The following is a 24,963-nucleotide window of genomic DNA, read 5'->3' on the forward strand; positions in this document are numbered from 1 at the left end:
GAGTTGGCGGAAGTGCTCGGGGTGAGGGCAAGCCACGGAAAGAACCGCCGATTCCGTCACCGAGGGATCACCAGAGATTCGGGCCGTGTTCGTCGTCGCCGTCGGTCGTGGCCTGGTTCGAATGAAAATGGGTGTCGAACATGGCCACCCAGGCCAGATTGAAGTAGGCGATGGCCCCGCCATAGCCTGTGCCGACCACGGCTCCAAGGCCGCCGAAGGCGTGGTTGGATTCGAAGTCAACGTGGGAGAGCATGAGGTTCGAGGTGGCAATGCTGAGGGCCCCGGCCATTCCGGTGCCTCCTGCAACTCCGCCATTGCCTCCGCGAGCCTCGTTGGCTTCAAAGAGGACCTCGTTGATTGTCACCAGGGCGACGGTGGAGCTGATGCTGAGCCCGCCTCCGATCGCCAACCCACCATTCCCGAATGCTCCGTTGTTGCCGCCGAGCGCCTTGTTCTCGATCAGGTCCACATGGTCGAGATGGAAGGAGAGATTGTTCGCAACCTTCAGGGCTCCGCCATCTGCCGTGCCGCCTCCACCAAACTGGGAATGACCTCCGAGGGCGACGTTCCCCTCGATCAAACCATGAGCGATCGCCAGATGCGACGTGACACTGTAGACCCCACCGCCGTAGGCCGTTCCGCCGTTTGCCCCGCCGATGGCCTCGTTCCGCAACAGGTCTGATGCTTCGAACGATGCCGAGGTCTCGGTCAGGAAGACGCCACCACCCTGAGCCGTGCCGCCGTGATCGCCCTCACCGCCAATTGCCTGGTTGTCTCGATACGAGGTGGTGTCGGAGATCAGTTGCACCACCCCGGACGCATACAGACCGCCGCCCTTGCCATTTCCGGAGACCGAGTTGGGAACTTGAGCCGTGCCACCTTGCGCGACGTTCTCTCGAAGGACGGAGTTTCCCGTCAGGATCAGGTTCTCTCCGGAGGCGTAGATTCCGCCGCCGAACCCATGACCAGCAGTCGTGTTCATTGCGGTGGCATGACCACCCGTGACGAGGTTGCCGGTGAAGGTCGAGTTGGAGACGAACGTATCTGACTCGGTGATCATGCCACCGCCGCGAGCCTTCCCGCCCTGGGAACCGGGCTGAGACCCACCCTTGCCTCCCTGAGCTTCGTTCATCAAGAACGTGCTGGAGACGATCATGGCAGGCGATCCGAGGACCGTTGAGACATGAAGCGCACCGCCGCTGGCGTCTCCGCCGTTGCCTTCCTGAGAGTCTCCCCCGAACGCCCGGTTTCCCACGAAGGAGACCGATTCGGACATAAAACTCGATCCGCTGCGAATGGCACCGCCCAGGGCAAGCCCACCACGATGAGGGCCGACGAAATCGAAGAGGAATCCTCGGCCACCGCTTGCCAGGTTGTCCTCGAACGCATCGTCGAAAAGGTCGAGCGTTCCGGCCGAATAGATTGCCCCACCCTGGGCGGGGCCTCCTCGACCTCCCCAGAGGTTCATCGCCCCGTCACCCCCGAGGGCTCGGTTCGAGGCGTAGGTTGAACCGGTCGAGGTGGCCTGTGTCAGGGGTTCGAGGAAAACGCCACCACCGGACGCATATCCGCCCCGTTCATTCGGATTTTGACCGATGCTGTTGCCTCCCTCGGCGCGATTGGAGGAAACATGAGAGTTGATCACGTGAAGCTGACCAAGATCCGCGATGTAAATGCCGCCACCCTTGGCATCCCGACCGTAGCCTCTGGACGCTCGATCGCCCTTGCCCCCCTCGGCCGTATTGAAGGTGACCATGCTGTCAATCACGTGGAGAATGGAGTCGGGGCCTCCAATGCTTGCCACGCCACCGCCGCGAGCCACTCCGTTGGGGCTCTCGACCCTGTTCCGAGTCAGAGAGACGTTCTCCAGGGTGAGTTGGGCATTGTCGCTGAGAATGCCGCCACCGAGATCCTTCGAAAAACCTCCGGAGATGCCCAGGGAAGCGATGGTGACGTTGGTTGCGCCGTCGATGTGGAAGACGCGGCTCTGACCGAGGGCGTCTATGGTCAGCAGGTTCGCGCCTGGGCCGAGAATTTGCACATCTTCCGTAATCTTCATGGCCGATCCAGCGAGCTTGATGGTGCCGGTGACTCCCGGATCGAAATCGATGACATCGGCTCCGAAGGTCAGGTTCGCTTCCGAAACGGCCCACGGGAGCGAGCCGACGCCATTGGGATCGGTATTGGTGACGGTGAAGACCGCCATCAGGGTCCGACCTTCGAGCGATTCCAGGAGTGGACGCGATCCCCGGAAGCGACGAGTGGACTTTGCGACCTGACGATCTTTCCCTCGTGACGAGGACCAACGTCGAAGCGTCATCATTGCTTGATTCTCCCGGCTTGGTTACAGTTCCATCACGAGGATCATGTCCCCGTCTGAAAGGGAGATCGTTGGAAGCCGGGTCCAGCCCCGCGCGCTGCCCCAAAAAAAATTTTCCTTTCGATCCTGCCGGTGATTCCTCGGCATTACGCACGGATGGCGATTGATGAGCCAGGTTTGATCGGTCTCGACGCGGCGGACGCTTCAGAGGGCACGACGATGCAATCGGAGGGGTCCATCACCGTCTATCTCCAGAGGCTCAGGGAGGGGGATCGCGATGCGGCCCGCGTCCTCTGGGATCGTTATTTTCGTCGCCTGGTCGGATTGGCTCGCGACCGGCTCAGGGGATTTCCGGATGGGCACGACGCCGCGGAAGATGTCGCGCTGAGTGCCTTCGACAGCGTGTATCGGCGCGCAGAGCTTGGGCAATACGAACGGCTCGACGACCGAGGGAACCTCTGGTCGTTGCTGTTCGTCGTCACCGTTCGCAAGGCGATTGACCATGCGCGTCGGGAGGTCCGACGGCCCGATCACGTGGGTCGGATCTCAGGGCTGGCCGATCTCGATGAAAACGCCGTGGCCGGCGTGCTCGGGTCGGAGCCGACCCCGGAACTGGCCGCTCAGGTCGCCGACGAGTGCCGAAGGCTGCTCGACCTGTTGCGAGACAGTTCCTTGCGATCGGTCGCGTTGTTGAAGATGGAGGGCTACACGAACCGGGAGATCGCAGGCAAGCTCGGAGTGGTCGAGGAAACGATCGAACGGAAGTTGAAACGCATCCGGAAAGCCTGGGCCGCGGAGGTACAGCCGTGAGCGAGGAATGGACCGGGATCGACGGGAGATCTCCCCTGGGGGACGACCTGATCGACGAGCGTTGCGACCGCTTCGAGGCCGCCTGGATGCGGGGTGATCGACCCAGGATCGAAGACTATCTGACCGACGTTCCCGAGTCGGATCGATCGGGCCTGATCCGTGAGTTGCTGGCCGTCGAACTGGCCTATCGACGTCGATTCGGGGAATCCCCCACCTCGGAAGACTACCTGAGCCGCTTTCTCGACGGGGACAGTGATACCCTGCTCGACCTGTTTCGAAACCAAAACGGCTCTGACCTGGCACCGGACGTCGAAGACTGGGTCTCTGCGTCGGAGCCTCGTTACGCGAACCTCCGTTGGCATCATCGCGGCGGCCTGGGCGTGGTGTATCGCGCGCACGACCGCGAGCTGGACCGAGACGTCGCGCTGAAGCAAATCCGCGATCATTTCGCCGACCGGGACGCAAGCCGCAAGCGGTTCGAGCGAGAGGCACGGATCACCGGGATGTTGCAGCATCCTGGAATCGTTCCGGTCTACAGTCTCGGCCGAGACGAGCTGGGGCGCCCCTTCTACGCCATGCGCTTCATCGAGGGCAAAAGCCTGAAAGAGGCCCTGGCCGACGAGTACGCCACGGCCGGAGGCAACGACGATCCTTCCGCTCGCCTGCTTCGTCTCCGAGAACTGCTCGGCCGATTTCTTGCGGCCTGCGATGCGATTGCCTACGCTCACAGCCGAGGCGTGATTCATCGGGATCTTAAACCCGCAAATATCATGCTGGGTCCGTTCGGAGAGACGCTCGTCGTCGATTGGGGCCTGGCGAAGCTGATGAACGCCACCGAGGATCTGACGGCCGAGGACGCCACGTCGGAGATGCCCCCGATCGATCATGCGTTCGACGAAACCGAAACCGGGGAGATTCTCGGGACTCCCGCTTACATGAGCCCCGAGCAGGCGTCTGGGCAACCGGATCAGATTGAGCCCGCGACCGACATCTACGGCCTGGGGGCGACCCTCTACAGTCTCCTCACGGGGCGTGTGCCGGTCGAGGCTGCGTCTCCGCGAGACGCCATCGAGCAGATTGGGAAGGGAGCAATCGCCGGTCCTCACTCGGTGGACCCGACCGTCCCGAAGGCTCTCGACGCGATCTGCCGCAAGGCGATGGCCTTGAAGGTCGAGGACCGTTACCCCTCAGCCGATGCACTGGCGGAGGATCTGAAACGATGGCTGGCCGGAGCGCCCGTGTCTGCCTATCGGGAACCGATCGGGCTTCGGGCTCGTCGATGGGTGCGACGGCATCGAACGATCGTGACCACCGCCGCCGGAATCGCGCTGGTCGTGGTGGTGATGGGAGCCGGAGTCGGCCTCTGGCAGGCTCGGCAAGCGGCCACGCAACGGATGAGGCTAGATCGATCCTTGCTGGGAATTCGGGTCCTGTTTGATCGGGCCCGAGCCTTCCCGACCGAGATGACCGGCTGGCAGACGGCGCTGGCCGTCGCGCGGCGCGCACGGAGCGATGTGAGTGACTTGCCCGACTCGGATCGTGTCCGTCAAATCCGCAACCTTGCTGACCGGATCGAGTCGGACGCCCTTGAAGCAGAGCGGGTTCAACACCTTCTCAACACGCTGGCCGACGTCCGACTCGCTCGAGAAGCCGAAGGGCTTTCCGAAACCAACGACCTCTATGCCAGGGCACTTCAGCGGTTCGGGGCGGACATCGACACGATGCCGTGGGAGGACATTGCCAACCGGTTGAAGAACCATCCCCCCGAGATCCTTCTTGAGATTTCGAGCTTCCTCGACGACTGGACCACCATCTGTCTTCGGCTCGACTCGGCTCCCGATCGGCAAGAGCGGTTGCTGAAGCTGACACGAGTGATCGACCCGGACCCCGATCGAAATCGGATCCGCGATGCGTTGAAGGTAACACCCAAGGAGGATCGGCTGACCGTCCTGCGACTTCTGGCCGACAACGTGGGAGGGGAAGACTTGCCAGTGCCGAGTGCATTGTTGCTGGCCGAAGCATTGGTCGGGGTCGATGCGCATGACGAGGCCGCGGCCCTGTTGCGAAGAACTGTCGAACGAAATCCATCAGACCTGTGGGCAAATTTCGATCTGGCACAGAACCTTCAACATCATCATCCGAGGCGCTGGGACGAGGCGATTCGTTACTATTCAGTCGCCCGAGCGTTACGGCCGGACTCGGCACACAACCTGGCGGACCTGCTCGCGGATCGGGGGCAAGCGGCCGAGGCAATTGCGCTGTTCCAGGACCTGATCCGACTTCGCCCCGAGGAGCCCAGGCACCTGGGCTGCCTCGGAAGGGTGTTCAAGCGGGAGGGCAGGACCAAGGAGTCTGATGAAACCCTCGATCGGGCGATCTCAGCCTATCGGAATGCTCTTCAGGAATCTCCGAACGACGCAAACCTTCACAACAACCTCGGGCTTGCCCTGCACGACGCTGGGAATCCGAACGAAGCCCTCGCCGAGTTTCACGCCGCAATGTCGCTGAACCCGAGGCACTCCGCGGCCTCGTACAACCTCGGTCGAGCGCTGGGGGCATTGGGCCGGCACGCGGAGGCAATCGAGGCCCTTCATCGGTCATTGGCAATCGATCCGGACAACGCAAAAGCGTGGAACCACCTTGGCATGGCGTTCGAGGAACTCGGGCGTTCCGAAGCGGCGGTCAACGCGTATCGGAACGCCCTGAAGCTCCATCCTGACCTGATGCCCGCGCATGTCAATTTGGGAAATGCATTCAAGACGTTGAGAAGGTATGAGGAGGCGCTGAAATCGTATCAAACCGCAATCACAATTGAACCGAATAACGCCTTGATCCACTTCAATCTGGGCAATACGCTGTTTGCCATGAAACGTTTTGAGGAGGCGAGAAAGACCTACGAAATCGCGTTGTCGATCGATCCCGAGTTGACCCACTCACTGATCGGCCTCGGCCGAAGTCTGTCTCAACTCGGACGAATCGAGGAGGCGCTTGCCATCTATCGGCGGGCCCTGGAAATCACCCCCGATCTGGCCGAAGCCCACTGGAACATGGGTATTCTTCTTCGCGATCAGAATCGATTTGCAGACGCTCTCGGTTTCCTGGAGACCGGCCATCGTCTGGGTTCGGTCAAGCCGGGATGGCGGATTGATTCGGCTCGGTGGGTCGAGGAATGTCGGCGGTTTCTTCAGCTTGACGAGGACCTGCCCGCCATCCTTGGCGGCGATCGCGAGCCGAACGGTTCCTGGCTCGACGTTGCCAGGCTGTGTTCGCGGAAGGGCCTGCATGGCGCCTCGGCCCGGAGTTATCGCAACGCCTTCGCCCAGACGCCAAGCCTAGCCGAGGATGTGTTGCTGAATCACCGTTATAACGCATCGTGCAGTGCTCTGCTGGCTGCGAGCGGTCAGGGGGCCGATGACCCTCCTCCCAACGAGAAAGATCAAGCGGAGCTTCGTCAATGGGCAATCGATTGGTTACGGGCCGATCTTGCGGCATGGTCGGGCGGGCTCAAAGACAATCCCGATGCGTACCGGAGTCGCCTCCGGTCCATGCTCACCCACTGGAAATCAGACTCGGATCTTGCCTCAATTCGAGGCGAGGAGGCACTGGTCTCTCTCTCTCCCGACATTCAGACGGCGTGTCGGGAACTCTGGGAAGAAGTCGATTCCCTGCTCCGCATTGCAACAGCGGATTGACGACTTCCTCGCTGCTGGATGAATCATTCCATTTTTTCATGTTTTTTTATCAAAAAATTTGAAAGTGTCCATTATCGGTCCGACTGGCCGTCCTGATCCTTGCATGGCGAGGTCGACCGCGTGATCATGAGGGACGATGTTCGGAGACGTTGACCGTGACCAGCTCGCGTGAGTGGCATGGTGCGAGAGGCTCGGTCGTCGTCACATCGTCGGAGAATCACTCAGATGAACCACCGCATTGGTTGTGCCCTGGTTGCGCTGGCCGGGCTCCTGTTTTCGGGGCAGTTCGTGGTTGCCTCGGATCGTATCGACCCCGGTCAAGCGACCGTTCGACCGGATGATCCCACGCGCTGGTACGATGTCCGGCTGCTGGGCCTTGAGGGACAGGGCTGGACGGATACGAAGGCACCCTTCGACCGACTCCCGGCCCGAGCAGAGGGAGTCGTCCGCGATCCGGTCTGGAGCCTGAGCCGCCATTCGGCCGGACTCTGTGTTCGGTTCGTGACCGACGCCCCGACGATCCGGGCCCACTGGACCCTGATCTCCGATCGACTGGACATGCCTCATATGCCTGCCACGGGGGTCAGTGGACTCGACCTCTATGCCAGGGTCGACGACCAGTGGTATTGGGTCGGCGTCGGTTTTCCCAATGCGGTGACCAACACCGTGACGTTGGCGTCGGGACTTCCACCAGAGGCTCGCGAGTACTTGCTCTATCTGCCGCTCTACAACGGCGTGGAGTCGGTCGAGATCGGGCTTCCCGAAGGAACGTCCCTTGCCAAGGCACCCGCAAGGCCCGAGGGGCAGGAACAACCCATTGTCGTCTACGGAACCTCGATCACTCAGGGGGGCTGTGCCTCTCGACCGGGGATGGTGCACACGGCGATTCTCGGCCGCCGGTTCAACCGTCCGGTGATCAACCTGGGATTCTCGGGCAACGGGAGGATGGAAGCGGAACTGGCCGAACTGCTCGCAGAAATCGATCCAGCTGTTTACGTGATCGATTGTTTGCCAAACATGAATGCTGAGGAGGTCGAGGCCCGCGTTGAGCCGTTTGTTCGGATTCTTCGAGCTGCGAGACCCGAGACACCCATTGTGCTGGCCGAGGATCGCACCTATACCAACGCTCGCCTGATCGCGGCTCAACGAGAGCGAAACCAAACCTCTCGCGCGGCCCTGCGAGCGGCGTTTGATCGCCTGGTTGCCTCAGGGGTCAAGGGGCTGACCTACTTGCCCGGTGACCCCCAGCTTGGGGACGACGGTGAAGCGACGGTCGACGGCTCCCATCCGACCGATCTGGGCTTTCTCCGCATGGCCAACGCTTTCGAGCCAGCCCTTCGACCGCTCCTGACGGCTCCCGAGCACTCCGATGCTCGCGAGAACCCTGCAACGGGAGCCATCAAGGTTCCCGACTCGCTCCAGGACGCCTTCCGACCCCCGACCGCATTCGAAGGGGACGAAGAGACGCATTCCTCACCGCTGATTTTTTCTGACGGTCGTCGTGTGCGGAGTGTCTCGGACTGGCGGGAACGGCGACAGGAGATTCTCGAGACCTGGCACGGCATCATGGGGGCCTGGCCTCCTTTGATCGAGGCACCGACAACCGAAACCCTGGGGACGGAACTGCTGGATGGCTTCGAGCAACGCACGGTGCGAATCGAGGTCGCCCCCGAGGATCGGACACTGGACGGCTATCTGCTTGTTCCTGAAGGTGAGGGGCCCTTTCCAGCCATGCTGGTGGTGTTTTATGAGCCGGGAACAGCGATCGGTGAGGGAAATCCTGTACTCGACTTTGCGCGCCAGCTCGCGAAACGTGGTTTCGTCGCCCTGTCGCTCGGGATCGACCCGAGCGCGGTGACTCCGGAAGCCGGGCGGCTCGGAGTTCAGCCGCTCTCTTACCTTGCATTCATGGCGGCCAATACTTCAAACGCGATGGTAAGGATGCCGGAAATCGACCCGAAGCGGATTGGAGTGATGGGGCACTCGTACGGCGGCAAGTGGGCCTTGTTCGCCTCTTGCCTGCACGAGCCGTTTGCCTGCGGTGTCTGGTCGGACCCTGGGATCGTTTTCGACGAGTCGCGCCCGAATGTCAATTACTGGGAACCCTGGTACCTGGGCTGGGAACCTGATCGCACTCGCCCCAGGGGGGTGATCTCACCAGAGAGTCCTCGAACGGGATCATACAAGCAACTCATCGAGGAAGGCCGCGACCTGCATGAACTTCATGCGTTGATGGCCCCTCGACCGTTTCTTGTCTCCGGGGGATCGGAAGATCCTCCCGAACGCTGGCGAGCCTTGAATCACTCGATCGCGGTGAACAGGATACTCGGTTCCGAACACCGAGTGGCCATGACCAATCGGCCGGGACACCGTCCGACGGAAGAATCAAACGAACAGATCTTTCAATTTCTGGACTACGTTCTGAAGCCCTGATTCGAAGCTCATCTCCAGGCACGCGGCTCACGACCGCGTTCAGCCAGGCCCGAGCAATGAGGTCTATCGTGCACACGCAGGATCGAGTTCGAAGCCAGGTCACCAGGATTCGGCCAACAAGGTTCGGTTTGGTGGTGTTTCTCCTCGCCGCCGTCTCCAACATCTCCCGAGGGGCCGAGGAACAACTCCTCACTCAAGGACTTGATCAGCCGGTGGAAATCCTCCGGGACTCGTGGGGAATCGCTCACATTTACGCTCGGACGGAACACGACCTGTTCTTCGCTCAGGGCTTCAATGCGGCACGAGATCGGCTGTTTCAGCTCGAACTATGGAGACGCCAGGCGACTGGAACAATGGCCGAGCTTCGAGGGCCGGAAGCGCTCCAGGGAGACGTCGGGGCACGTCTCCTGAAATTCCGAGGTGAGATGACCAAGGAACTGGCGCATTATCATCCGCGCGGGGCGGGGATTATCACGGCCTTTGTCGAGGGGATCAACGCTTACATCGATCTCACCATTCGAGAACCGGAGCGCCTCCCGCTCCCCTTCCTGATCCTGGGAATCACTCCCGGACACTGGACGCCCGAGGTGGTCGTCTCCCGGCACAACGGTCTGTTCCGGAATGCGACCCAGGAAGTGCAATTCGCCCAACTTGTTCACCTCCTCGGCTCAGATCGGACCCGAGCGTTGTTGAACCTTCATCCAGGACAGCCGGACTTGATTCCGGACAAGGCCGTCGACACGGCCTTGATCTCCCGAGACATCCTGGAACGCTATGCTGCCTCGCGAGCCGGGGTGCAGTTTGCACCCAAGGATGTGACACCGGAATTCCGGCGGGACGATCTGCCTGACGAGGAGGAACTGTCGGCAACATCCTCATTCCTTCCAGAACTTGAGAATGACCCCGGCCTGCTCGGCAGTAACAACTGGGCGATTGCCGGAAATCGCACCCTCTCCGGGCGGCCCTTGCTGGCGAACGATCCACACCGCTCCATGCAAATTCCCTCGCTCCGCTACTGGGTGCATCTGGTTGGGCCGGGATGGGATGTGATCGGTGGTGGAGAGCCGGCTTTGCCAGGGGTTTCCATCGGCCACAACCGGCGAGGAGCCTGGGGACTGACGATCTTCCCGATTGACCAGGAAGATCTCTATGTCTACGAGACGAACCCAAACAACCCGCTCCAGTACCGTTATGGCGACGGTTGGGAGTCGATGCGCGTGGTGCCAGAAATCTTCACCGTCAAGGGCGAGGGTGAAACGACCGTTGATCTGAAATTCACCCGTCATGGTCCGGTCCTGTACGAAGACCCGGAGCATCACCGGGCGTACGCTTTGCGGGCCGCCTGGCTTGAGGTCGGCACGGCCCCGTACCTGGCCAGTTTGCGAATGAACCAGGCCGCGACCTGGGAGGAATTCCGCGAGGCCTGCCGGTACTCATTCACCCCTTCGGAGAACATGATCTGGGCCGACGTGGATGGTCATATTGGCTGGCAGGCGGTCGGGCTGGCACCGATTCGACGCGGCTGGGATGGCCTGCTCCCTGTGCCGGGTGACGGCCGTTATGAGTGGGAGGGATACCTGCCCGCCGAGGAACTTCCGCATCGGATCGACCCACCCGAGGGCTGGCTCGGGTCGGCCAATCAGGACAACCTGCCACCGGGATACCCTCACGCAATCGGCTTCGTCTGGGCCGACCCGTTTCGATTCGCCAGAGTGGCGGAGGTCCTGAACTCGGGCCGCCTCCTGGCGCTGGGAGACATGGTTCAGTTGCAGCAGGACGAACTGTCAATCCCCGCTCGCCTCCTCATCCCGCTGCTTCGGGGGCTTGAACCAAAGGACGATCGGACTCGGCAAGGGCTCGATCGGCTCACATCCTGGGACTTCGTGCTCGACCGCGACTCGATCGCGGCGGCAATCTATGTGACCTGGGAGAAACACCTGAAGGATGCCGTAGGCCAAAGGTTTATGCATGAAGAGGCCCGATCGGTGCTTCCTCCGCGATCAATCTCCACGCAAAAGGTCATCCAGTGGCTCACATCCCCTGATGGGAGGCTCGGCCCTGACCCGGTTGCCGAACGCGACGCCTTGCTGATCGACGCCCTTCAGCAGGCCCAGGTTGAGCTGACGCAACGGTTGGGGGAGGACATGAGTCATTGGAATTATGGTCAATCCCAGCTCAAACACATTCACTTATTCCACGCACTGAGCGAAGCAGTGGATGATGCGACCCGGGCGCGACTCGATCCGGAGCCTCGTCCCAGAGGAGGCAACGGGAGCACGGTCAATAACACTTCCGATGCCGACAACCAGGCGTCAGGTGCCTCGTTTCGCTTGATCGCCGTCGTCGGTGACTGGGATCGATCGCTGGGAACAAATGCTCCCGGGCAGTCGGGTGACCCGAGCAGCCCCCACTACGATGATCTCCTGGGTCCGTGGTCGCAGGGACGCACATTTCCGGTGATTTCATCTCGATCTGGCGTGGAGAAAGTGACGGAGACGATCTTGCATCTCCTTCCAGTCACAGGCGACACGCAGACGGATCAGGCTCAACCGCCGGACGGAACCAGGTGATTTCCACGTCCGCTCGATCGATAGCAGGAGAACCTTCGATGACGAACTTACTAATCGGTCTGGTTCCCTTGATCGTTGGGCTGGTTCCGACTGACGATGAAACAGGAAGATCGCCTTTCCCAGTTGGTCACCGTGGCCTGTTGTCCCATGCTCCAGAAAACACCCTGGCAGGATTCAGGGCATGTATTGACTTGCAGATTGGATTTGAACTCGACGTAAGGCGCGCCGGCGACGGCACCCTGGTCTGTCTTCACGACGAGACGGTCGATCGGACGACCGATGGACACGGGTCAATTCACCAACGCACACTCGAACAGATCGAATTGCTTGATGCAGGTTCTTGGTTCGATTCCGTCTTCTCTGGCGAGCCAGTTCCAACGCTCGAAGATGTGCTCACGCTTCTCAAAGACGGTCGAGGGGACCGCATCCTGGTTGCAATCGACCTCAAAGTCGACGACGCGTCTCTGGCTGACGACGTGGTCGGAATGGCCAGGAGGCTCGGGGTCCTTGATCGTCTTGTGATGATCGGACTCGCAATCGGGAATTCCGACCTGCGTCGTCGGCTCCGGGAAGCTGATCCGGAGACTCATGTGGCCCATCTTGCCGAATCGCCGGAGCAATTCGAAGCCGCGATGTCGGACCCTCATGCGGACTGGATCTACGTCCGTACTATTCCCTCGCCCGGCGAAGTGGAGCGTGCCCATGCGATCGGCAAACAGGTGTTCATCGCCGGACCGAAGGTCGCCGGTGTCGAACCGATCAACTGGCGGGAAGCGGCTCAATCAGGAGTGGACGCGGTGTTGACCGACCATCCGCTTGAGTTTCGGAGAACCTTCCGTGGGGATAAACGATCGAGAGATTCGGCACAGACTCGTTCACATCAGGAAGGAGCCCCTTGATTCGATGAGAGACTCCTCTCCCGAACACAGATCCAGACTTCGGTTCGGAAGAATTGGGCCGAATCGACGCAACCACTCGTTCCGGCCTGAAGGAGGCCGTTGATGACCGATCATCCCCCTCGGATTCTCCTCATTGGTGCCCATCCCGATGACGCCGACCTCAAAGCCGGTGGCACAGCGGCCAAATGGGCTGATCTGGGATTCGTGGTCCGCATGGTCAGTATGACAGACGGCCGGGCGGGTCATCATGAGATGACAGGGTCGGAACTCATCCAGCGCCGAAAGGCAGAAGCTCAGGCGGCGGCCGCGGTCATCGGGGCCTCGTATGTCGTGCTTGATTACCCCGACGGAGAACTTGATGACCGCGTGGAGATTCGACATCAGGTGATCCGGATGATCAGGGAATTCCGGCCCGACCTGATCATCACGCATCGCACTACCGACTATCATCCCGACCATCGCTTTACCGGCTTGCTCGTCCAAGATGCATCCTACCTGCTCACCGTGCCCGCGATCTGTCCAGACGTGCCACATCTGCCCCGATCACCCGTCATTCTCTCGTTCTCGGATGCCTTCACACGCCCGTGCCGATTCGAGCCGCAAGTAGTTGTGAACATCGAAGAGGAATTTGATCGACTGGTAGCCATGTTGCACTGCCATCAATCGCAGTTTTACGAATGGCTTCCGTTCAACGCTGGTCACCCCGAGGAAGTTCCGCAAGGCGATTCGCTTCGGAAAGCATGGCTGGCTGATCGCTTTCAAGAGCGAATCACACCGCTTGCGGACCGGTATCGTGATCTGGTCGTCCAGATCTATGGTGAGGATGAGGGATTCCGAATTCGGTACATCGAGGCGTTCGAAGTATCGGAATTCGGCGCTCCCCTTGATTCTGAGGCACGAGCAACACTGTTTCCCTTTCTACCCCGAAGTTCTGAAGTGGTCGGCCCCGTGGAACGGAGACGATGGGTCGATCTCCCGGAAGGATCTTGAACCGGCGTCCGAGTCGTCGAACCGTCATTGGGTTACGCCCATCGCTCATTTCAATCAAAACCAAGGAATCATCATGTCAAAATCCACGCGTCGGCGATTCTTTGAAGAATCGATGATTGCTGCGGCAGCGGCGGCGGGCGTTGCGACGGCTTCTCGGCCTCAGCGGCTCCTGGCCCAGGACGCAAAAGCGGACGCTCCCAACGACAGGATCAGACATGCGGTGCTGGGCTGCCGCATTCGCGGCCGTGTTCATGCCGCGCAGTTCGGACGGCAAGAGGGAGTCGAAATCGCTTACGTGTGCGATCCCGATCGGACGCTTGCCGAAGAACTTGCCGACACGGTTGAGAAGGACCAGGGGCGCCGGCCGAAGGCAGTTCAGGACCTACGAGTCGTCAACGACGACCCCTCGGTAGATACGGTCTCGATCGCGACACCGAACCACTGGCATGCTCTGGCTGCGATCTGGGCCATGCAAGCCGGAAAAGATGTCTACGTGGAAAAGCCGGTCAGCCACACCGTCAGCGAAGGGCGCCGAATGGTTCAGGTTGCCGAGGAAACCGGCCGGATCTGCCAGGCGGGGACCCAGAATCGCTCCAGTGGCGCCCTGGCCGCCGCCGCAGAATATATCCGGGATGGCAAGCTCGGTGATGTGACCTTCGCACGAACCATTATCTACGGCCAGCGAGGGAGTATCGGGCCACGAGGGACGTACGAGTTGCCCGCCCATGTCGATTACAACCTGTTCCTGGGGCCGGCCGCATATGAGCCGCTGACCCGTCCAAGATTGCACTATGATTGGCACTGGGACTGGAACACAGGCAACGGCGAGCTTGGCAACAACAACATTCATTATGTGGACATTTGCCGATGGCTAATGGATCTGACCGGCCTGGGAAACTCGGTGCTCAGTCTTGGCGGCCGACTCGGTTATGAGGATGCGGGAGAGACGCCGAATACGCAGATGGTCGTTCACTCTTTCCCCTCGAGCACCATTATTCAGGAAGTGCGTGGGCTCAAGACCGATCCCTTCAGCACCAAGTTCCAGGCCGGCTCCATTGTCCACGGGAGCGAGGGGTTCATCGCGGGATCGTCGCTGTTCGACCTGGATGGGAATCTCGTCCAGACGTTTGAAGGCCCGTCGGTCAATCACTTTGCCAACTTCATCCAGGCGGTTCGAAGCGGTCGGCGAGACGAACTGAAGGCCGACATTCTGGAGGGGCATCTTTCGAGTGCGCTCTGCCATGTCGGCAACTTCTCGTACCGCCTTGGGAAGAAACTTCCCCCGCAGGAGATTGCCAGCAAGCTCGAAACGTACGCGCTCCACGACGAGGTCCTCCGAACCTTCGAGCGGATGGTGGATCACCTTCGCGACAACGAAGTCAACCTGGAGCAAACCCCGCTGACAGCTGGACCATTACTGTCCATCGACTCGGATCAGGAACGATTTACAGATTCTTCCGAGGCCAATTCCTTGCTCACTCGAGAGGGTCGTTCACCCTTTGTTGTGCCGGGAATCCAGAACGTGTGAGCCTCGGCGCAGGAAACCGCTCTCCCTGACATTCACTCGCGTGGGTTGCGGAATCACTGATTCTCCAATTCGACAGTCCAAGATCAACGCAACAGAACCGATTCCTCTTTTTCCAAAGGCTCTCCATGAACACCCTGATTCGGGATCAACAACCACGACCAGGAACCGCGTTCAGCTGGGTCGCAGCGTTCGTGTTGTTGACCGGTTCGGCCTCAACGGTTTCGGCCTCGGAGACGACCGAGGAACGTGAGTCGAAACCATCCTCGATCATGAGAGTGGCCGCGGCCCAGCCAAAGAATCGAACGATCGATTTCCGGTTGACCCCTTCGGAGGTTCTCGATCGCGTTGACGGCTCGCTTGAAGAACTGGAACAAATCGTTCATACGGCTGGTGCGAGGGGCTGCGATGTCCTGGCGTTTCCGGAAGACACCCTTGGACTTCTCAACTGGGAAGCGGCCAATTCGGAATTGCTGGAGGAAGTCCTTCCCGTTGCCGTGGCTCGGATGCTCTCGCGGCTCGGCAAGGCGGCGTCCGAGCACCGGATGTATTTGGTCCTCTGCAATGACGCGATCGACAAAGACGGCTATTTGTATAACATGGCATTTTTGATTGGCCGAGACGGTCAGGAGATCGGCCGATATCGCAAAGTGAACCTGCCAATGGCCGAGCAATCGCGCCGTCGAGGAAATGATTTCCCGGTGTTCCCGACACCGGACCTGGGAACGGTTGGGATGCTGATCTGTTATGACATGGTATTCCCCGAGGCGGCGCGGTGTCTTGCCTTGCAGGGAGCCGATCTTGTCTTCCATCCGACGCTCGGTGGAGCGGCCATCGGTGACGAGGAGATCAGCCTGGCAGCGTTTCGCACGCGTGCAGTGGAAAACTTCATGTATCTGGTCGTGGCCAATCGCGGTCAGGGAAGCATGATTCTCGCTCCCACGGGCAAGATTCTCGCGACCGCGGAGGGTCCGGATGCACTGGCGATCGCCGACATCGATCCTTTAGGCGGCCGTGAAGGCGGTGATGCCATGAACCTTCAGGCGGATATGCGCGGGCGGTTGTTCCGAGAACGGGTTCCAGACGCTTACAAGCTCCTGACCGATCCCGAACCTCCGATCCTGGAAAAGGTTCGGTCGAACATCACGCCCGAGGAGGCGATTCGTATCATGGCAACCGTGTTGACGACGGGAGAGTCGCGATTTAACGAGGCTGTTGCCCTCGCACGATCAGGCCGCACTGAAGAGGCGATCCGATTGTTTGAACAGCTTTGCAGCGAGTGCCGGACCTCCTGGATCGACCGCGCCGCCCAGAGGTACCTCAAGGAGCTTCGCAGACAGGAATCCTCATCCCGTCCCTGATCGCGGGCTCCCCCCGTTGAAAAAGCATCCAATGCTTGTCAAGCCTTCACGGAAGCACGTTTCCATTTTGCCGCGTGCTCCGTTGGTTTTCAGGAATCAACGGGAGGTTTCCGGGAGGATTGGGGGGCCGATCGGGTCAGCGACATCCACCGCGGGGGGAAGGATCCACTCGGTTGGAGTCGCGGCAGATGGCAAGGTTTCGGGCCTTCCCATCGCAGCGTAGAGGCGGAATTGGCTTCGATTGTAGTCGAGCACTGAATCGAGATATTCCTGTCTGGCTCGGGCGAGGGCCTGAATCGGCTGGAGGACCTCAATGGGGCGGGTCGCTTCGGGAAGGCCCGCTCCTCGGCGAATATTGGCCAAATTCAATTCGAGTGAGCGAATGGCGTCGGGCACCGCCCGTTCGGCCTCAGTGATCTGTCGGGCGGCTGCAAGCCGCATCTTCTCCGCCTGAATCACCTCGGCGGCCACTCGGTCCTGGATCTGGAGAACGCGAAGCTTTGCCTCCTGATTGCGGGCATTGGCCATCTTCATGTAAGCCGCGTCACCGACCCCAAGTCCCCGGAGTTCCCAGAAGACATTCACGTCGGTATCGAAGCGTCCGTCAAAATTGCCGAAAAAGTCATTTCGACCGCCGCCGTAACCGCCTCCGGAAACCCTGGTCGAGAGGCTAGGCACAAAGGGACGTAAGCGGGCCTGCTTCAAACGAATGAGGGTCGCCTCGACGAATTTGCGTTGCTCGGCCAGTTCAGGACGGTTCAACAGGGCAGTGGTGATTAACGCATCTGGTGGAGTGTCGTCAGGAATCAGGCGGAGGATCGACTCAGGAGGTTCAACGGGTGCGACAAGGATGCTCGGGTCGAGCCGGGTCCGGCGGATCAGCTCGGCGGAAGCTATTTCGAGCATTCCAACGGCCTCGGCGACTTCCCTGCGTTGGAGATCCCGCTCGACTAGGCTCCGACGATAATCCGCTTCGAGGCCAAGTCCCGACTCGGCGAACGAACTGGTCAGTTCGACCAGGACCTCGGCATTCCTGGCAGCCTCCGATGCGATAGAGAGCCTTCCCGCGGCGGCCTGAAGATCAAAGTATGCTTCGGCCACCCCGAGAATCGCATTGTTGACCGCGACCGAGACACCGGCCCGTTCCGCATCAACCACCCGACGGGCGGCCATGGGAAGGAAGATCGCGTCGGAGAGTCTCAGGATGGTTGAGAACCCTCCCACGTTCGGCGGTCCGCCTGCCGGAACCGGGCCGGAAATTCCGTCACCCAACGCCGCCATCCCGCCGACAAAGAGGCTGCTTTTGCTAATGGTCTGAACCGGTCCTTCAACGATTTGCGCCTGACCGTCGTGACGCATCCATTGAGGACCGTAGAAGATGCTCGGAAGCCAGGCGGAGCGGGCCAGCTGAAGCTCTCCCAGCGCCTCGGCAACCCGTTGCCTGGCAATCTGAATTTCGATGTCGCGGGCCCCGGCCAACCGCAAGGCATTGGCAAGATCGATCGGCAAGACGGGCTGGTCAGGGACCAGTGGCGATCCCGGATCGTCTCGTAAACGAATGTCCGTCGAACGGCTGGTGCCAACCGGCGGTAAGGGAGGGAGGTCGTTCCGAATTTCCAACGACGGGGCATCCGCGCGCACCCTGCTGAGTGCAGAGGGCATCCCCTCTCTCAATTCGATTCTCGGCGGGTCAAAGGGCTCCTGAGCGGCATGGGACGGGTCAGCCGATCCTTCGGGGAGGACACACAGCATGAGCAGGCCGAGCATCGTTCGTTTTTGAGCCGCTCGGGTTGCGTTCCGTCGAACGGATTCCATGCGTGCCGGCCTCCCTGAACGATGCCGCTTCGCCCTCATCGTCCCTGGAATCGCGACCTTCAGGACGATCTGCCTTCCTTGTTCTCCTGTTATCGGTCTTCGATATTGAATGGCATGAGACGGACCAGACAATCGTTCCCAATGGTGCGATTGGCAACGTTGCTTCAATCACGTGCTGCGTGTTCTCATTGTGAGAGTACGAAGGGCTCAATCCAACGATCAGAACGACGCCTCGATGACCTCGACAGCCTGACCGTCGTCGAACGCGGAGGGGTCGGAGGTGACAACCGGCTCTCCTTCCTTGAGGCCGGCTCGAACCTCAACCCGAGTCCCATCACTCAGTCCGAGTTCGAGCGCTCGCCGCTGGATTCGACCATCGACGATCACCACGCTGGAGGACTGGCCCTCGTCATCGGTCAGTACCGCGGATAGTGGAAGCGTTAGGACCTCGTCGCGTTGTTCCGCAACAATGGAAACGTAGACGTAGAGTCCGGCCTGAAGCGTGCGATCGGAGTTTTCCAGGTCGATCTCGGCTCGGAGGGTCCGGGTGGCACGATCGAGTGCCCAGGACGCGCGGGTCACCGTTCCCTCGAATGTTCGGCCGCCGAGCGCCTGAACCCGGATCTCGGCCCGGTCTCCCACATCGACCAAGGGAGCATCGACCTCAGGCACGCCGACGACCACTCGAACGATGTCGGTTCGTGCGATCGAGAGTAACGGATCGCGGGAACCACCGGGATCCGTCAGGTGACCAGTGTCGACGAAGCGCTTCGTAACAATCCCGTTGAAGGGTGCCACGATTCGGGTGAAAGATTTCATGGCTTCGGCGTGCCGGACGTCTGCCTCGGCAACCCGAACGTGGGCCTCGCCGACACGAACATCGGCCAGCGCTCGCGCGCGCTCAGCCTCGGCTTGAAGGAGAACCGCTTCCGCGAGTTGAATCTGGGCTTCGACCTCGTCTCGGGAGGCGCGTGCTGCTTCGAGTTTACTGAGCGTTTCGTCGCGGAGTCCCTCCGTGACGGCTCGCTCGCTGACGAGGCGGTCGATCCGATCATATTCCGCCTGCCAGCGGTCAATCTCAGCTTCGGAGCGTCGCGTGGCGGCCCTGGCCTCCTGAATCCCGGCCTGAGCGGTGGCAACAGCCGCTTGAGCAACCTCGACCATCGCCCGGGCCCGGTCGAGGTCGGCGGCGTCCTGTTCCAGGTGTGCCTGTTTGCGGTCAAGCTCCGCTTCCAGTTCCGGAGCGTCGAGTTCGGCAAGGACTTGACCGGCCTCAACCGGGTCTCCAATGTCTACGGCCAGGCTCCGAACATAGCCGGCAACTTTCGCCAGGAGGTCAGTGGTTTCGAATGCCTCGATCTGGCCAGGTTCGCTCGTGACTCGGCGAATTGTTCCCCGTTCGGGTAAGACGGTGGAGACCCGTGGCGTTGGAGCCTCAGAGGTGGTCTGGGCTTGAAGCGGGACGGCATCACCGGCGGATCCGCAACCCGTGAGTGTTGCAAGTCCAGGAACCACCATCGCAATGCTCAGCCCTCGTCTCGGGTGGAATCGCAAACGCATCATGACGTGGCTCCCGTGTCGCCGTTGGTCCCGCTTGGGGGAGAAGGATGAGGCGGTTGAGAAGTCGGTTCGGTAGACGCCTGACCGAGTGGCGGAGCGGCAGGAGGCGGGGTTGAATGCGAGATCACCCTCTCGGTTTCGAGGCTCGTTCCGCCACTCAGGGGAGCAGAGCCGAGGTGAGGCGCAGGAACTCCGACGTAGTGCGGACTGTCCGGATCATCCGGATCGAGCGACGAGGAGTCGCGCCCCATCCGGCCCTGGATGAGCGTGAAAACGCTGGGGAGAACGAACAGGGTCGAGAGAGTGGCGAAGGAGAGTCCACCGATCACGGCGCGTCCCAGCGGAGCTGTCTGATCCCCTCCCTCCCCGAGTCCCAATGCCATCGGCAACATTCCGACAATCATCGTGCCACTAGTCATCAGGATTGCCCGAAGTCGAGCCTGAGCACCGGCCACGGCGGCATCCCGGGCAGAGAGCCCCTCGACGACCCGGCTTTGCTCGGCGAAGGTCACCAGGAGGATCGCGTTGGAGACCGCCACGCCGAAGACCATGATCGTTCCCAGGAATGACTGAATGTTCACCGTGGTGTCGGTCACCCACAATCCCACGACCACTCCAGCGATGACCGCCGGCCCGGCAGCGACCGCGACCAGGGCCAGACGAACCGACTGAAAATTCGCAGTCAGCACCAAGACGATGACCACGATGGACATGCCCAGGCCAATCGAAAGGCCGCTCAGAATCTCGCGAAGTGGGACAAGTTGGCCCCGCACCGCCACCGTCACACCTTTCGGTGGTTCACCGGCTTGTTCAATCGCGCGATCGACTGCCCCGGATGCGCGGCCGAGATCCATTCCAGCTAGATTGGCCGTCAGGGTCAGGGTCCGTTTCATATTGTAGCGATCGAACTGTCCGGGCACGGTGGAGCGCTCGACGCTGGCCACATCGCGGAGAAGGAGTGGAACTCCATCTCCCTGAGCCTGACGGATTGGAAGGGTCCTGATATCCTCAAGCGAAGTCATTTCCTGATACGGGATCTCGATCTGGACCTGATAACCGATCCCCGACTTTGGGTCGGGCCAGTAGTTCGGCACGACGAAGCGGCTGGACCAGGTCGCCGTGACCAACGACCGGGCGATTTCTTCGGGGGTGATTCCACTCAAACCCGCTTTCTCACGATCGATCGTCACCTGAACAGAAGGATAATCGAGTGTTTGGCCGTAACGCACGTCGCTTAAGCCTGGTGTTGTGCTCAGCTCGGCCCGGATCTGTTCGGCATGCTGTCGCACGTCGGCGAAGTCAGGGCCGCTGACGGCAACCTCGACCGGCGTGGGAGAGCCGAAGCTCATGACATCACTGACGATATCGGCCGGTTCAAACGAGAAGGCGACCGAGGGCATCTCGGTCTTCAGGCGTTCGCGGAGCGTGCGTTTCAACTCCTCAATTTGGATGCCGGTTCCCTGGTTCAGGGCAACTCGGAGCATCGCCTCTTCTGGACCTCCTGTCCATTGATAGATTGCATTAATTGGATAGCTTGAGGGAATCAGACCAGCATATCCGACCGAGATTTCGATTGCGTCTCGGCCCACCTCGTCTTCAATGGTCGCGAGCACGTCTCGGATGATCTGTTCGGTCTTCTCCACTCGAGTTCCGGGCGGCGCTTTCAATCTCAGTTGGAATCTGCCAGCATCGACACTTGGGAAGATCTCCAGGCCAAGGTGACGACCAACGCCATAGGCGACCACCCCGGCGCCGACGAGATAAACCATCACGACCACTGGGGCGATGCGCGTCAGCCCCCGAACCAAGCCTGCGTAGCCGCCGGCAAAGTGGTCGAAGGCGGTAGGGCGCCTCGACTGAGCATCACTCGCTCCTGTGTGCTTCTGTCGAACGATCCACGTCGTCATCACGGGAACAAACGTGCTGGAGAGAATGTAGGACGCAATCATTGCGAAGCCGACAGCCAGCGACATCGGCACGAAAAGTGCCCTGGCAGATCCTTCCATAAAAAACGACGGGATGAAGACAGCCAAAATGCAGAGCATCGCCAGGAACCGTGGCGCTGCCGTTTCCGAGGTCCCTCGTTTCACGGCGGTTGCAAGGGAGGAATCCTTTCTCATCCGCACATGAATATTTTCGATTGCGACTGTCGACTCATCGACCAGAACGCCAATGGCCAGGGCCAGGCCACCGAGTGTCATCAAGTTCATCGTCTGGCCGGTCAACCAGAGTGCGAACAGCGCGGCCGCGATGGCGATGGGAATGTTCAGAACAATGACGACCGCGCTCCTCCAGTCTCTCAGAAAGACCAGGACCATCACCCCGATCAGCCCGGCCCCGAGCAACCCCTCAACCCCCACCGACTCGATCGCGTTGGTCACGGTCGGTGACTGATCGAACTCGAAGCTCACGCGGATGTCGTCCGGGAGGACTGCCTGCATCTCCGGCAGAGCATTCTTCACATTCCGAACAACGGAGAGCGTGGATGCCTCGGCCCGCTTCGTCACAAGGATGTATACCGCTCGCCTTCCATCCACAAGCGCATATCCCACCGTAAGGTCACTTGAATCGGCGACCGTCCCTACATCACGGAGGTAGACCGTTGGATCGACCCCGGGCCGGATGGGAATAGCAAGTAATTCGTCGATGTTTTTGACGAGTGAGTTCACCGGAACAATGGGCATCTCATCGTCGATCCGGATGTTTCCCGAAGGACTGATTACATTTCCGGAGGTGAGCGCGCTGATCACTTCATTCGGCGACATCGAGTACGCCCGCAGCCGTTCTGGGTCGAGCCGAATGACCACGCTCCTCTGACTTCCTCCGAACGGCGGGGGAGCTGACACGCCCGGCAGCGCCGCGAACATGGGCCGAACCCGAAATAACGCCTGATCCTGGATGTCTCCAACCGTCCGAGTCTCACTCGATAGCACGAGGTAGCCCACCGGAACACTTCCCGCGTCAAAGCGGGTGATGAACGGGGAGACGGTGCCAGGGGGCATAAAGGCTCTCGATCGCGTGACGTAGCCGATGGTTTCCGCCATCGCCTGCGCCATGTTCGTTCCGGGGTGGAAAAAGAGCTTCATGATCGCCATTCCCTGCACATTCTTGGATTCCACGTGGTGAATTCCGTTGATGTACAGGAAGTGATACTCATAATAATTTGTGAGCAATCCCTCCATCTGGGCTGGGTCCATGCCGCCATAGGGCTGGCAAACATAGACGACGGGCAGATTCAGATTCGGAAAGATGTCGATTGGCATCCGGGATGCCGCGAGCAAACTTCCCAGAGCCACGGCAACGACCGCCACCATCACCGTGAACGGACGTTGCATCGAGAAGGCGATCGGAGTCATGGATCGGTGGCCCGTGGGGTCAAAGGTGGCGAGATGCGACGACGGAGGCTTGGAGAGTTCACCCCCGTTAACCGTCTCGATCGGGAGCATCGGCCCGTCGCGTCCAGTCTTCAGGAACCTGATCGTGCAACACCTCGGAAACCAATTCACGGAGCTTGGATTTGGCTTCCTCAAGGGCCAGGGCTCCCTCGGAAGTCGCTCTGTAATACTTGCGTTGCTTCCCATTGACCGTTTCGACGGAAACAGTCAGGAATCCCGATTCCAGCATTTGGTGGAGCATCGGATAGAGTGTTCCAGGCCCGACCTGATAACCATGCCGGTTCAACTCCTCAATCATCTCGGCGCCGAAGATCGGTTCCTTGACGGCGTGGTACAGCACGTGCATCCGCACAAAACCGCCAAAGAAGAGTTTGGTGAGCAATTCGCTCATGGCATCGAACCTCGATATTGACACCCGATCCTATCGCTCCGAGAATGCGGGCCGCAAGGGTACTGCCCGGTCGGAACGGAATCAGCCCGGCAGAATCCGCCCATACCATCCAGGGAGGCAAACCGATGATGAACGCCCCGCTCTTCGTTCTGATCCTGCTTGGACCGCTCACGCCGATCAACCCCCTGAACGATGGAGATCAGGGACAGGTTGCTCGGCTGCTCAGCTTCGATGAGGTTGAAGCTCGGCTCGACGATCCGGATTTCGTCCTGCTCGATGTCCGACCTCGCGAGGATTACGACGCGGGTCACCTTCCCGGGGCGGTCTGGATTGATACCAAGGAGGTTGAGCGACTGGCGGGTGAGCCGGGAGGGTTGCAGGACCCTGATCGATGGAAGACCTGGATCAAACGGCTTGGTCTGACCCCCGATTCGGCTGTTTACATCTACGATGCGAACCGTCAGAAAGATGCCGCCCGGTTCTGGTGGCTCGTCGGCTACCTGGGGGTCGATGAGGTGGGCCTGATCAACGGAGGCTTTCCGCTCTGGGAGTCGGAAGGGCGTCCCGTTTCGACCGAATCCGTACGTGTCGAACCTCGAGACTTCCCGGTCACCCTCCGAGTGGATCGTCATGCGGATCGGGACACGGTCCTCGACGCGATCCGAACCGGATCGGCGCAGGTCATTGATGCCCGAAGCGATGCCGAATTTCTCGGCCAGGTTGCCCGCTCGAATCGAGGGGGACATGTGCCAACCGCCTGTCACATCGAGTGGAGCACGCTTGTGGATGATGAGGGGCGTTTCCTTCCCGAAGAGACCGTTCGACCTCGATTGAACGCCATCGGCCTGGAACCAGGAAAGCCGGTGATCACCCACTGCCAGGGGGGAGGTCGCGCTTCGGTTGATGCGTTTGTGCTTCAACGTCTCGGCTTTCCGAGCCGGAACTACTATCTCGGTTGGTCCGACTGGGGAAATGCTGAAGAAACCCCGGTTGCCACCAATCCTCAACCTTGACTCCCCCCTGCTCCGCTCGCTCTCGATCGGATGATCCTGAGCCCGCCTTGTTCGGCGCAAGGCTCCCCTGTCCCAGCGTGCGAGGATCGGTTGGATGGGATGCGTGACCGATCGTGGAGCAATTAGACATTCGAACTCTGACGAGTTGAGATGAGGCACGGAGTCGGCTCTCGCCGCAGCCCCTCGGAG

Annotated in this window: 14 protein-coding genes; 9 read left to right on the top strand and 5 right to left on the bottom strand. The window is 60.5% G+C overall.

What is annotated here, in order from left to right:
• Window positions 1–67: 67 nt before the first annotated feature.
• Window positions 68–2,323: a hypothetical protein gene (locus GA615_RS02670; protein WP_152049729.1), complete on the bottom strand. Its 2,256-nt coding sequence runs from the start codon at window positions 2,321–2,323 to the stop codon at window positions 68–70.
• A gap of 216 nt (window positions 2,324–2,539) precedes the next feature.
• On the opposite strand from GA615_RS02670, the gene GA615_RS02675 reads away from it, so the two are divergent.
• The 8 genes from GA615_RS02675 to GA615_RS02710 all read left to right on the top strand — a co-directional run bounded on the left by GA615_RS02675 (window position 2,540) and on the right by GA615_RS02710 (window position 16,600).
• The gene (locus GA615_RS02675) at window positions 2,540–3,130 is read left to right on the top strand and encodes an ECF-type sigma factor (RefSeq protein WP_235905023.1); all 591 of its coding nucleotides are present in this window, start codon (window positions 2,540–2,542) and stop codon (window positions 3,128–3,130) included.
• Window positions 3,127–6,822, top strand: a complete 3,696-nt coding sequence (locus GA615_RS02680; RefSeq protein ID WP_152049730.1) for a serine/threonine-protein kinase — start codon at window positions 3,127–3,129, stop codon at window positions 6,820–6,822. Before GA615_RS02675 ends, GA615_RS02680 begins: the two co-directional genes overlap by 4 nt.
• Before the next feature lie 225 nt (window positions 6,823–7,047).
• Window positions 7,048–9,255 (top strand): SGNH/GDSL hydrolase family protein, encoded by a 2,208-nt coding sequence (locus GA615_RS27745; protein ID WP_201750088.1) that lies wholly within the window; start codon window positions 7,048–7,050, stop codon window positions 9,253–9,255.
• A 131-nt stretch (window positions 9,256–9,386) separates the two neighbouring features.
• Complete coding sequence (locus tag GA615_RS02690; RefSeq protein ID WP_201750089.1) at window positions 9,387–11,825, top strand: penicillin acylase family protein; 2,439 nt, start codon at window positions 9,387–9,389, stop codon at window positions 11,823–11,825.
• A 38-nt stretch (window positions 11,826–11,863) separates the two neighbouring features.
• Window positions 11,864–12,724: a glycerophosphodiester phosphodiesterase gene (locus GA615_RS27995; protein ID WP_235905075.1), complete on the top strand. Its 861-nt coding sequence runs from the start codon at window positions 11,864–11,866 to the stop codon at window positions 12,722–12,724.
• A gap of 102 nt (window positions 12,725–12,826) precedes the next feature.
• Window positions 12,827–13,714: a PIG-L deacetylase family protein gene (locus GA615_RS02700; RefSeq protein ID WP_152049733.1), complete on the top strand. Its 888-nt coding sequence runs from the start codon at window positions 12,827–12,829 to the stop codon at window positions 13,712–13,714.
• Window positions 13,715–13,787: 73 nt separating this feature from the next.
• Window positions 13,788–15,242: a Gfo/Idh/MocA family protein gene (locus GA615_RS02705; protein ID WP_152049734.1), complete on the top strand. Its 1,455-nt coding sequence runs from the start codon at window positions 13,788–13,790 to the stop codon at window positions 15,240–15,242.
• Between the two features lie 125 nt (window positions 15,243–15,367).
• On the top strand, window positions 15,368–16,600 hold the full coding sequence (locus GA615_RS02710; protein ID WP_152049735.1) for a carbon-nitrogen hydrolase family protein: 1,233 nt from the start codon (window positions 15,368–15,370) through the stop codon (window positions 16,598–16,600).
• Window positions 16,601–16,696: 96 nt separating this feature from the next.
• Here the strand turns inward: GA615_RS02710 and GA615_RS02715 are convergent, their stop codons facing one another.
• From GA615_RS02715 to GA615_RS02730, 4 genes are all read right to left on the bottom strand, one after another.
• Complete coding sequence (locus GA615_RS02715) at window positions 16,697–18,415, bottom strand: TolC family protein (protein WP_161602129.1); 1,719 nt, start codon at window positions 18,413–18,415, stop codon at window positions 16,697–16,699.
• Window positions 18,416–18,634: 219 nt separating this feature from the next.
• Complete coding sequence (locus GA615_RS02720; RefSeq protein WP_152049737.1) at window positions 18,635–19,978, bottom strand: efflux RND transporter periplasmic adaptor subunit; 1,344 nt, start codon at window positions 19,976–19,978, stop codon at window positions 18,635–18,637.
• A complete protein-coding gene (locus GA615_RS02725; RefSeq protein WP_201750090.1) occupies window positions 19,975–23,310 on the bottom strand; it encodes an efflux RND transporter permease subunit in 3,336 nt (1,111 codons plus the stop codon). The genes GA615_RS02720 and GA615_RS02725 overlap by 4 nt, the downstream gene beginning before the upstream one ends.
• 88 nt (window positions 23,311–23,398) lie before the next feature.
• Window positions 23,399–23,761, bottom strand: coding sequence for a PadR family transcriptional regulator (locus tag GA615_RS02730; RefSeq protein ID WP_201750091.1), 363 nt, complete (start codon window positions 23,759–23,761; stop codon window positions 23,399–23,401).
• 125 nt (window positions 23,762–23,886) lie between these two features.
• Between GA615_RS02730 and GA615_RS02735 the strand changes: the two genes are divergently transcribed.
• Complete coding sequence (locus GA615_RS02735) at window positions 23,887–24,774, top strand: sulfurtransferase (RefSeq protein ID WP_152049739.1); 888 nt, start codon at window positions 23,887–23,889, stop codon at window positions 24,772–24,774.
• Window positions 24,775–24,963 lie beyond the last annotated feature (189 nt).

It is taken from the genome of Tautonia marina (genome assembly GCF_009177065.1).
In the GTDB taxonomy this organism is placed as follows: domain Bacteria; phylum Planctomycetota; class Planctomycetia; order Isosphaerales; family Isosphaeraceae; genus Tautonia; species Tautonia marina.

What these genes read in the sequence shown, in the direction of transcription:
- GA615_RS02720 (WP_152049737.1), bottom strand. Translation starts at nt 19,978, where the DNA reads ATGATGCGTTTGCGATTCCACCCGAGACGAGGGCTGAGCATTGCGATG.
- GA615_RS02670 (WP_152049729.1), bottom strand. Translation starts at nt 2,323, where the DNA reads ATGATGACGCTTCGACGTTGGTCCTCGTCACGAGGGAAAGATCGTCAG.
- GA615_RS02705 (WP_152049734.1), top strand. Translation starts at nt 13,788, where the DNA reads ATGTCAAAATCCACGCGTCGGCGATTCTTTGAAGAATCGATGATTGCT.
- GA615_RS27995 (WP_235905075.1), top strand. Translation starts at nt 11,864, where the DNA reads ATGACGAACTTACTAATCGGTCTGGTTCCCTTGATCGTTGGGCTGGTT.
- GA615_RS02725 (WP_201750090.1), bottom strand. Translation starts at nt 23,310, where the DNA reads ATGCAACGTCCGTTCACGGTGATGGTGGCGGTCGTTGCCGTGGCTCTG.
- GA615_RS02735 (WP_152049739.1), top strand. Translation starts at nt 23,887, where the DNA reads ATGATGAACGCCCCGCTCTTCGTTCTGATCCTGCTTGGACCGCTCACG.
- GA615_RS02700 (WP_152049733.1), top strand. Translation starts at nt 12,827, where the DNA reads ATGACCGATCATCCCCCTCGGATTCTCCTCATTGGTGCCCATCCCGAT.
- GA615_RS02715 (WP_161602129.1), bottom strand. Translation starts at nt 18,415, where the DNA reads ATGGAATCCGTTCGACGGAACGCAACCCGAGCGGCTCAAAAACGAACG.
- GA615_RS02710 (WP_152049735.1), top strand. Translation starts at nt 15,368, where the DNA reads ATGAACACCCTGATTCGGGATCAACAACCACGACCAGGAACCGCGTTC.
- GA615_RS02730 (WP_201750091.1), bottom strand. Translation starts at nt 23,761, where the DNA reads ATGAGCGAATTGCTCACCAAACTCTTCTTTGGCGGTTTTGTGCGGATG.
- GA615_RS27745 (WP_201750088.1), top strand. Translation starts at nt 7,048, where the DNA reads ATGAACCACCGCATTGGTTGTGCCCTGGTTGCGCTGGCCGGGCTCCTG.
- GA615_RS02675 (WP_235905023.1), top strand. Translation starts at nt 2,540, where the DNA reads ATGCAATCGGAGGGGTCCATCACCGTCTATCTCCAGAGGCTCAGGGAG.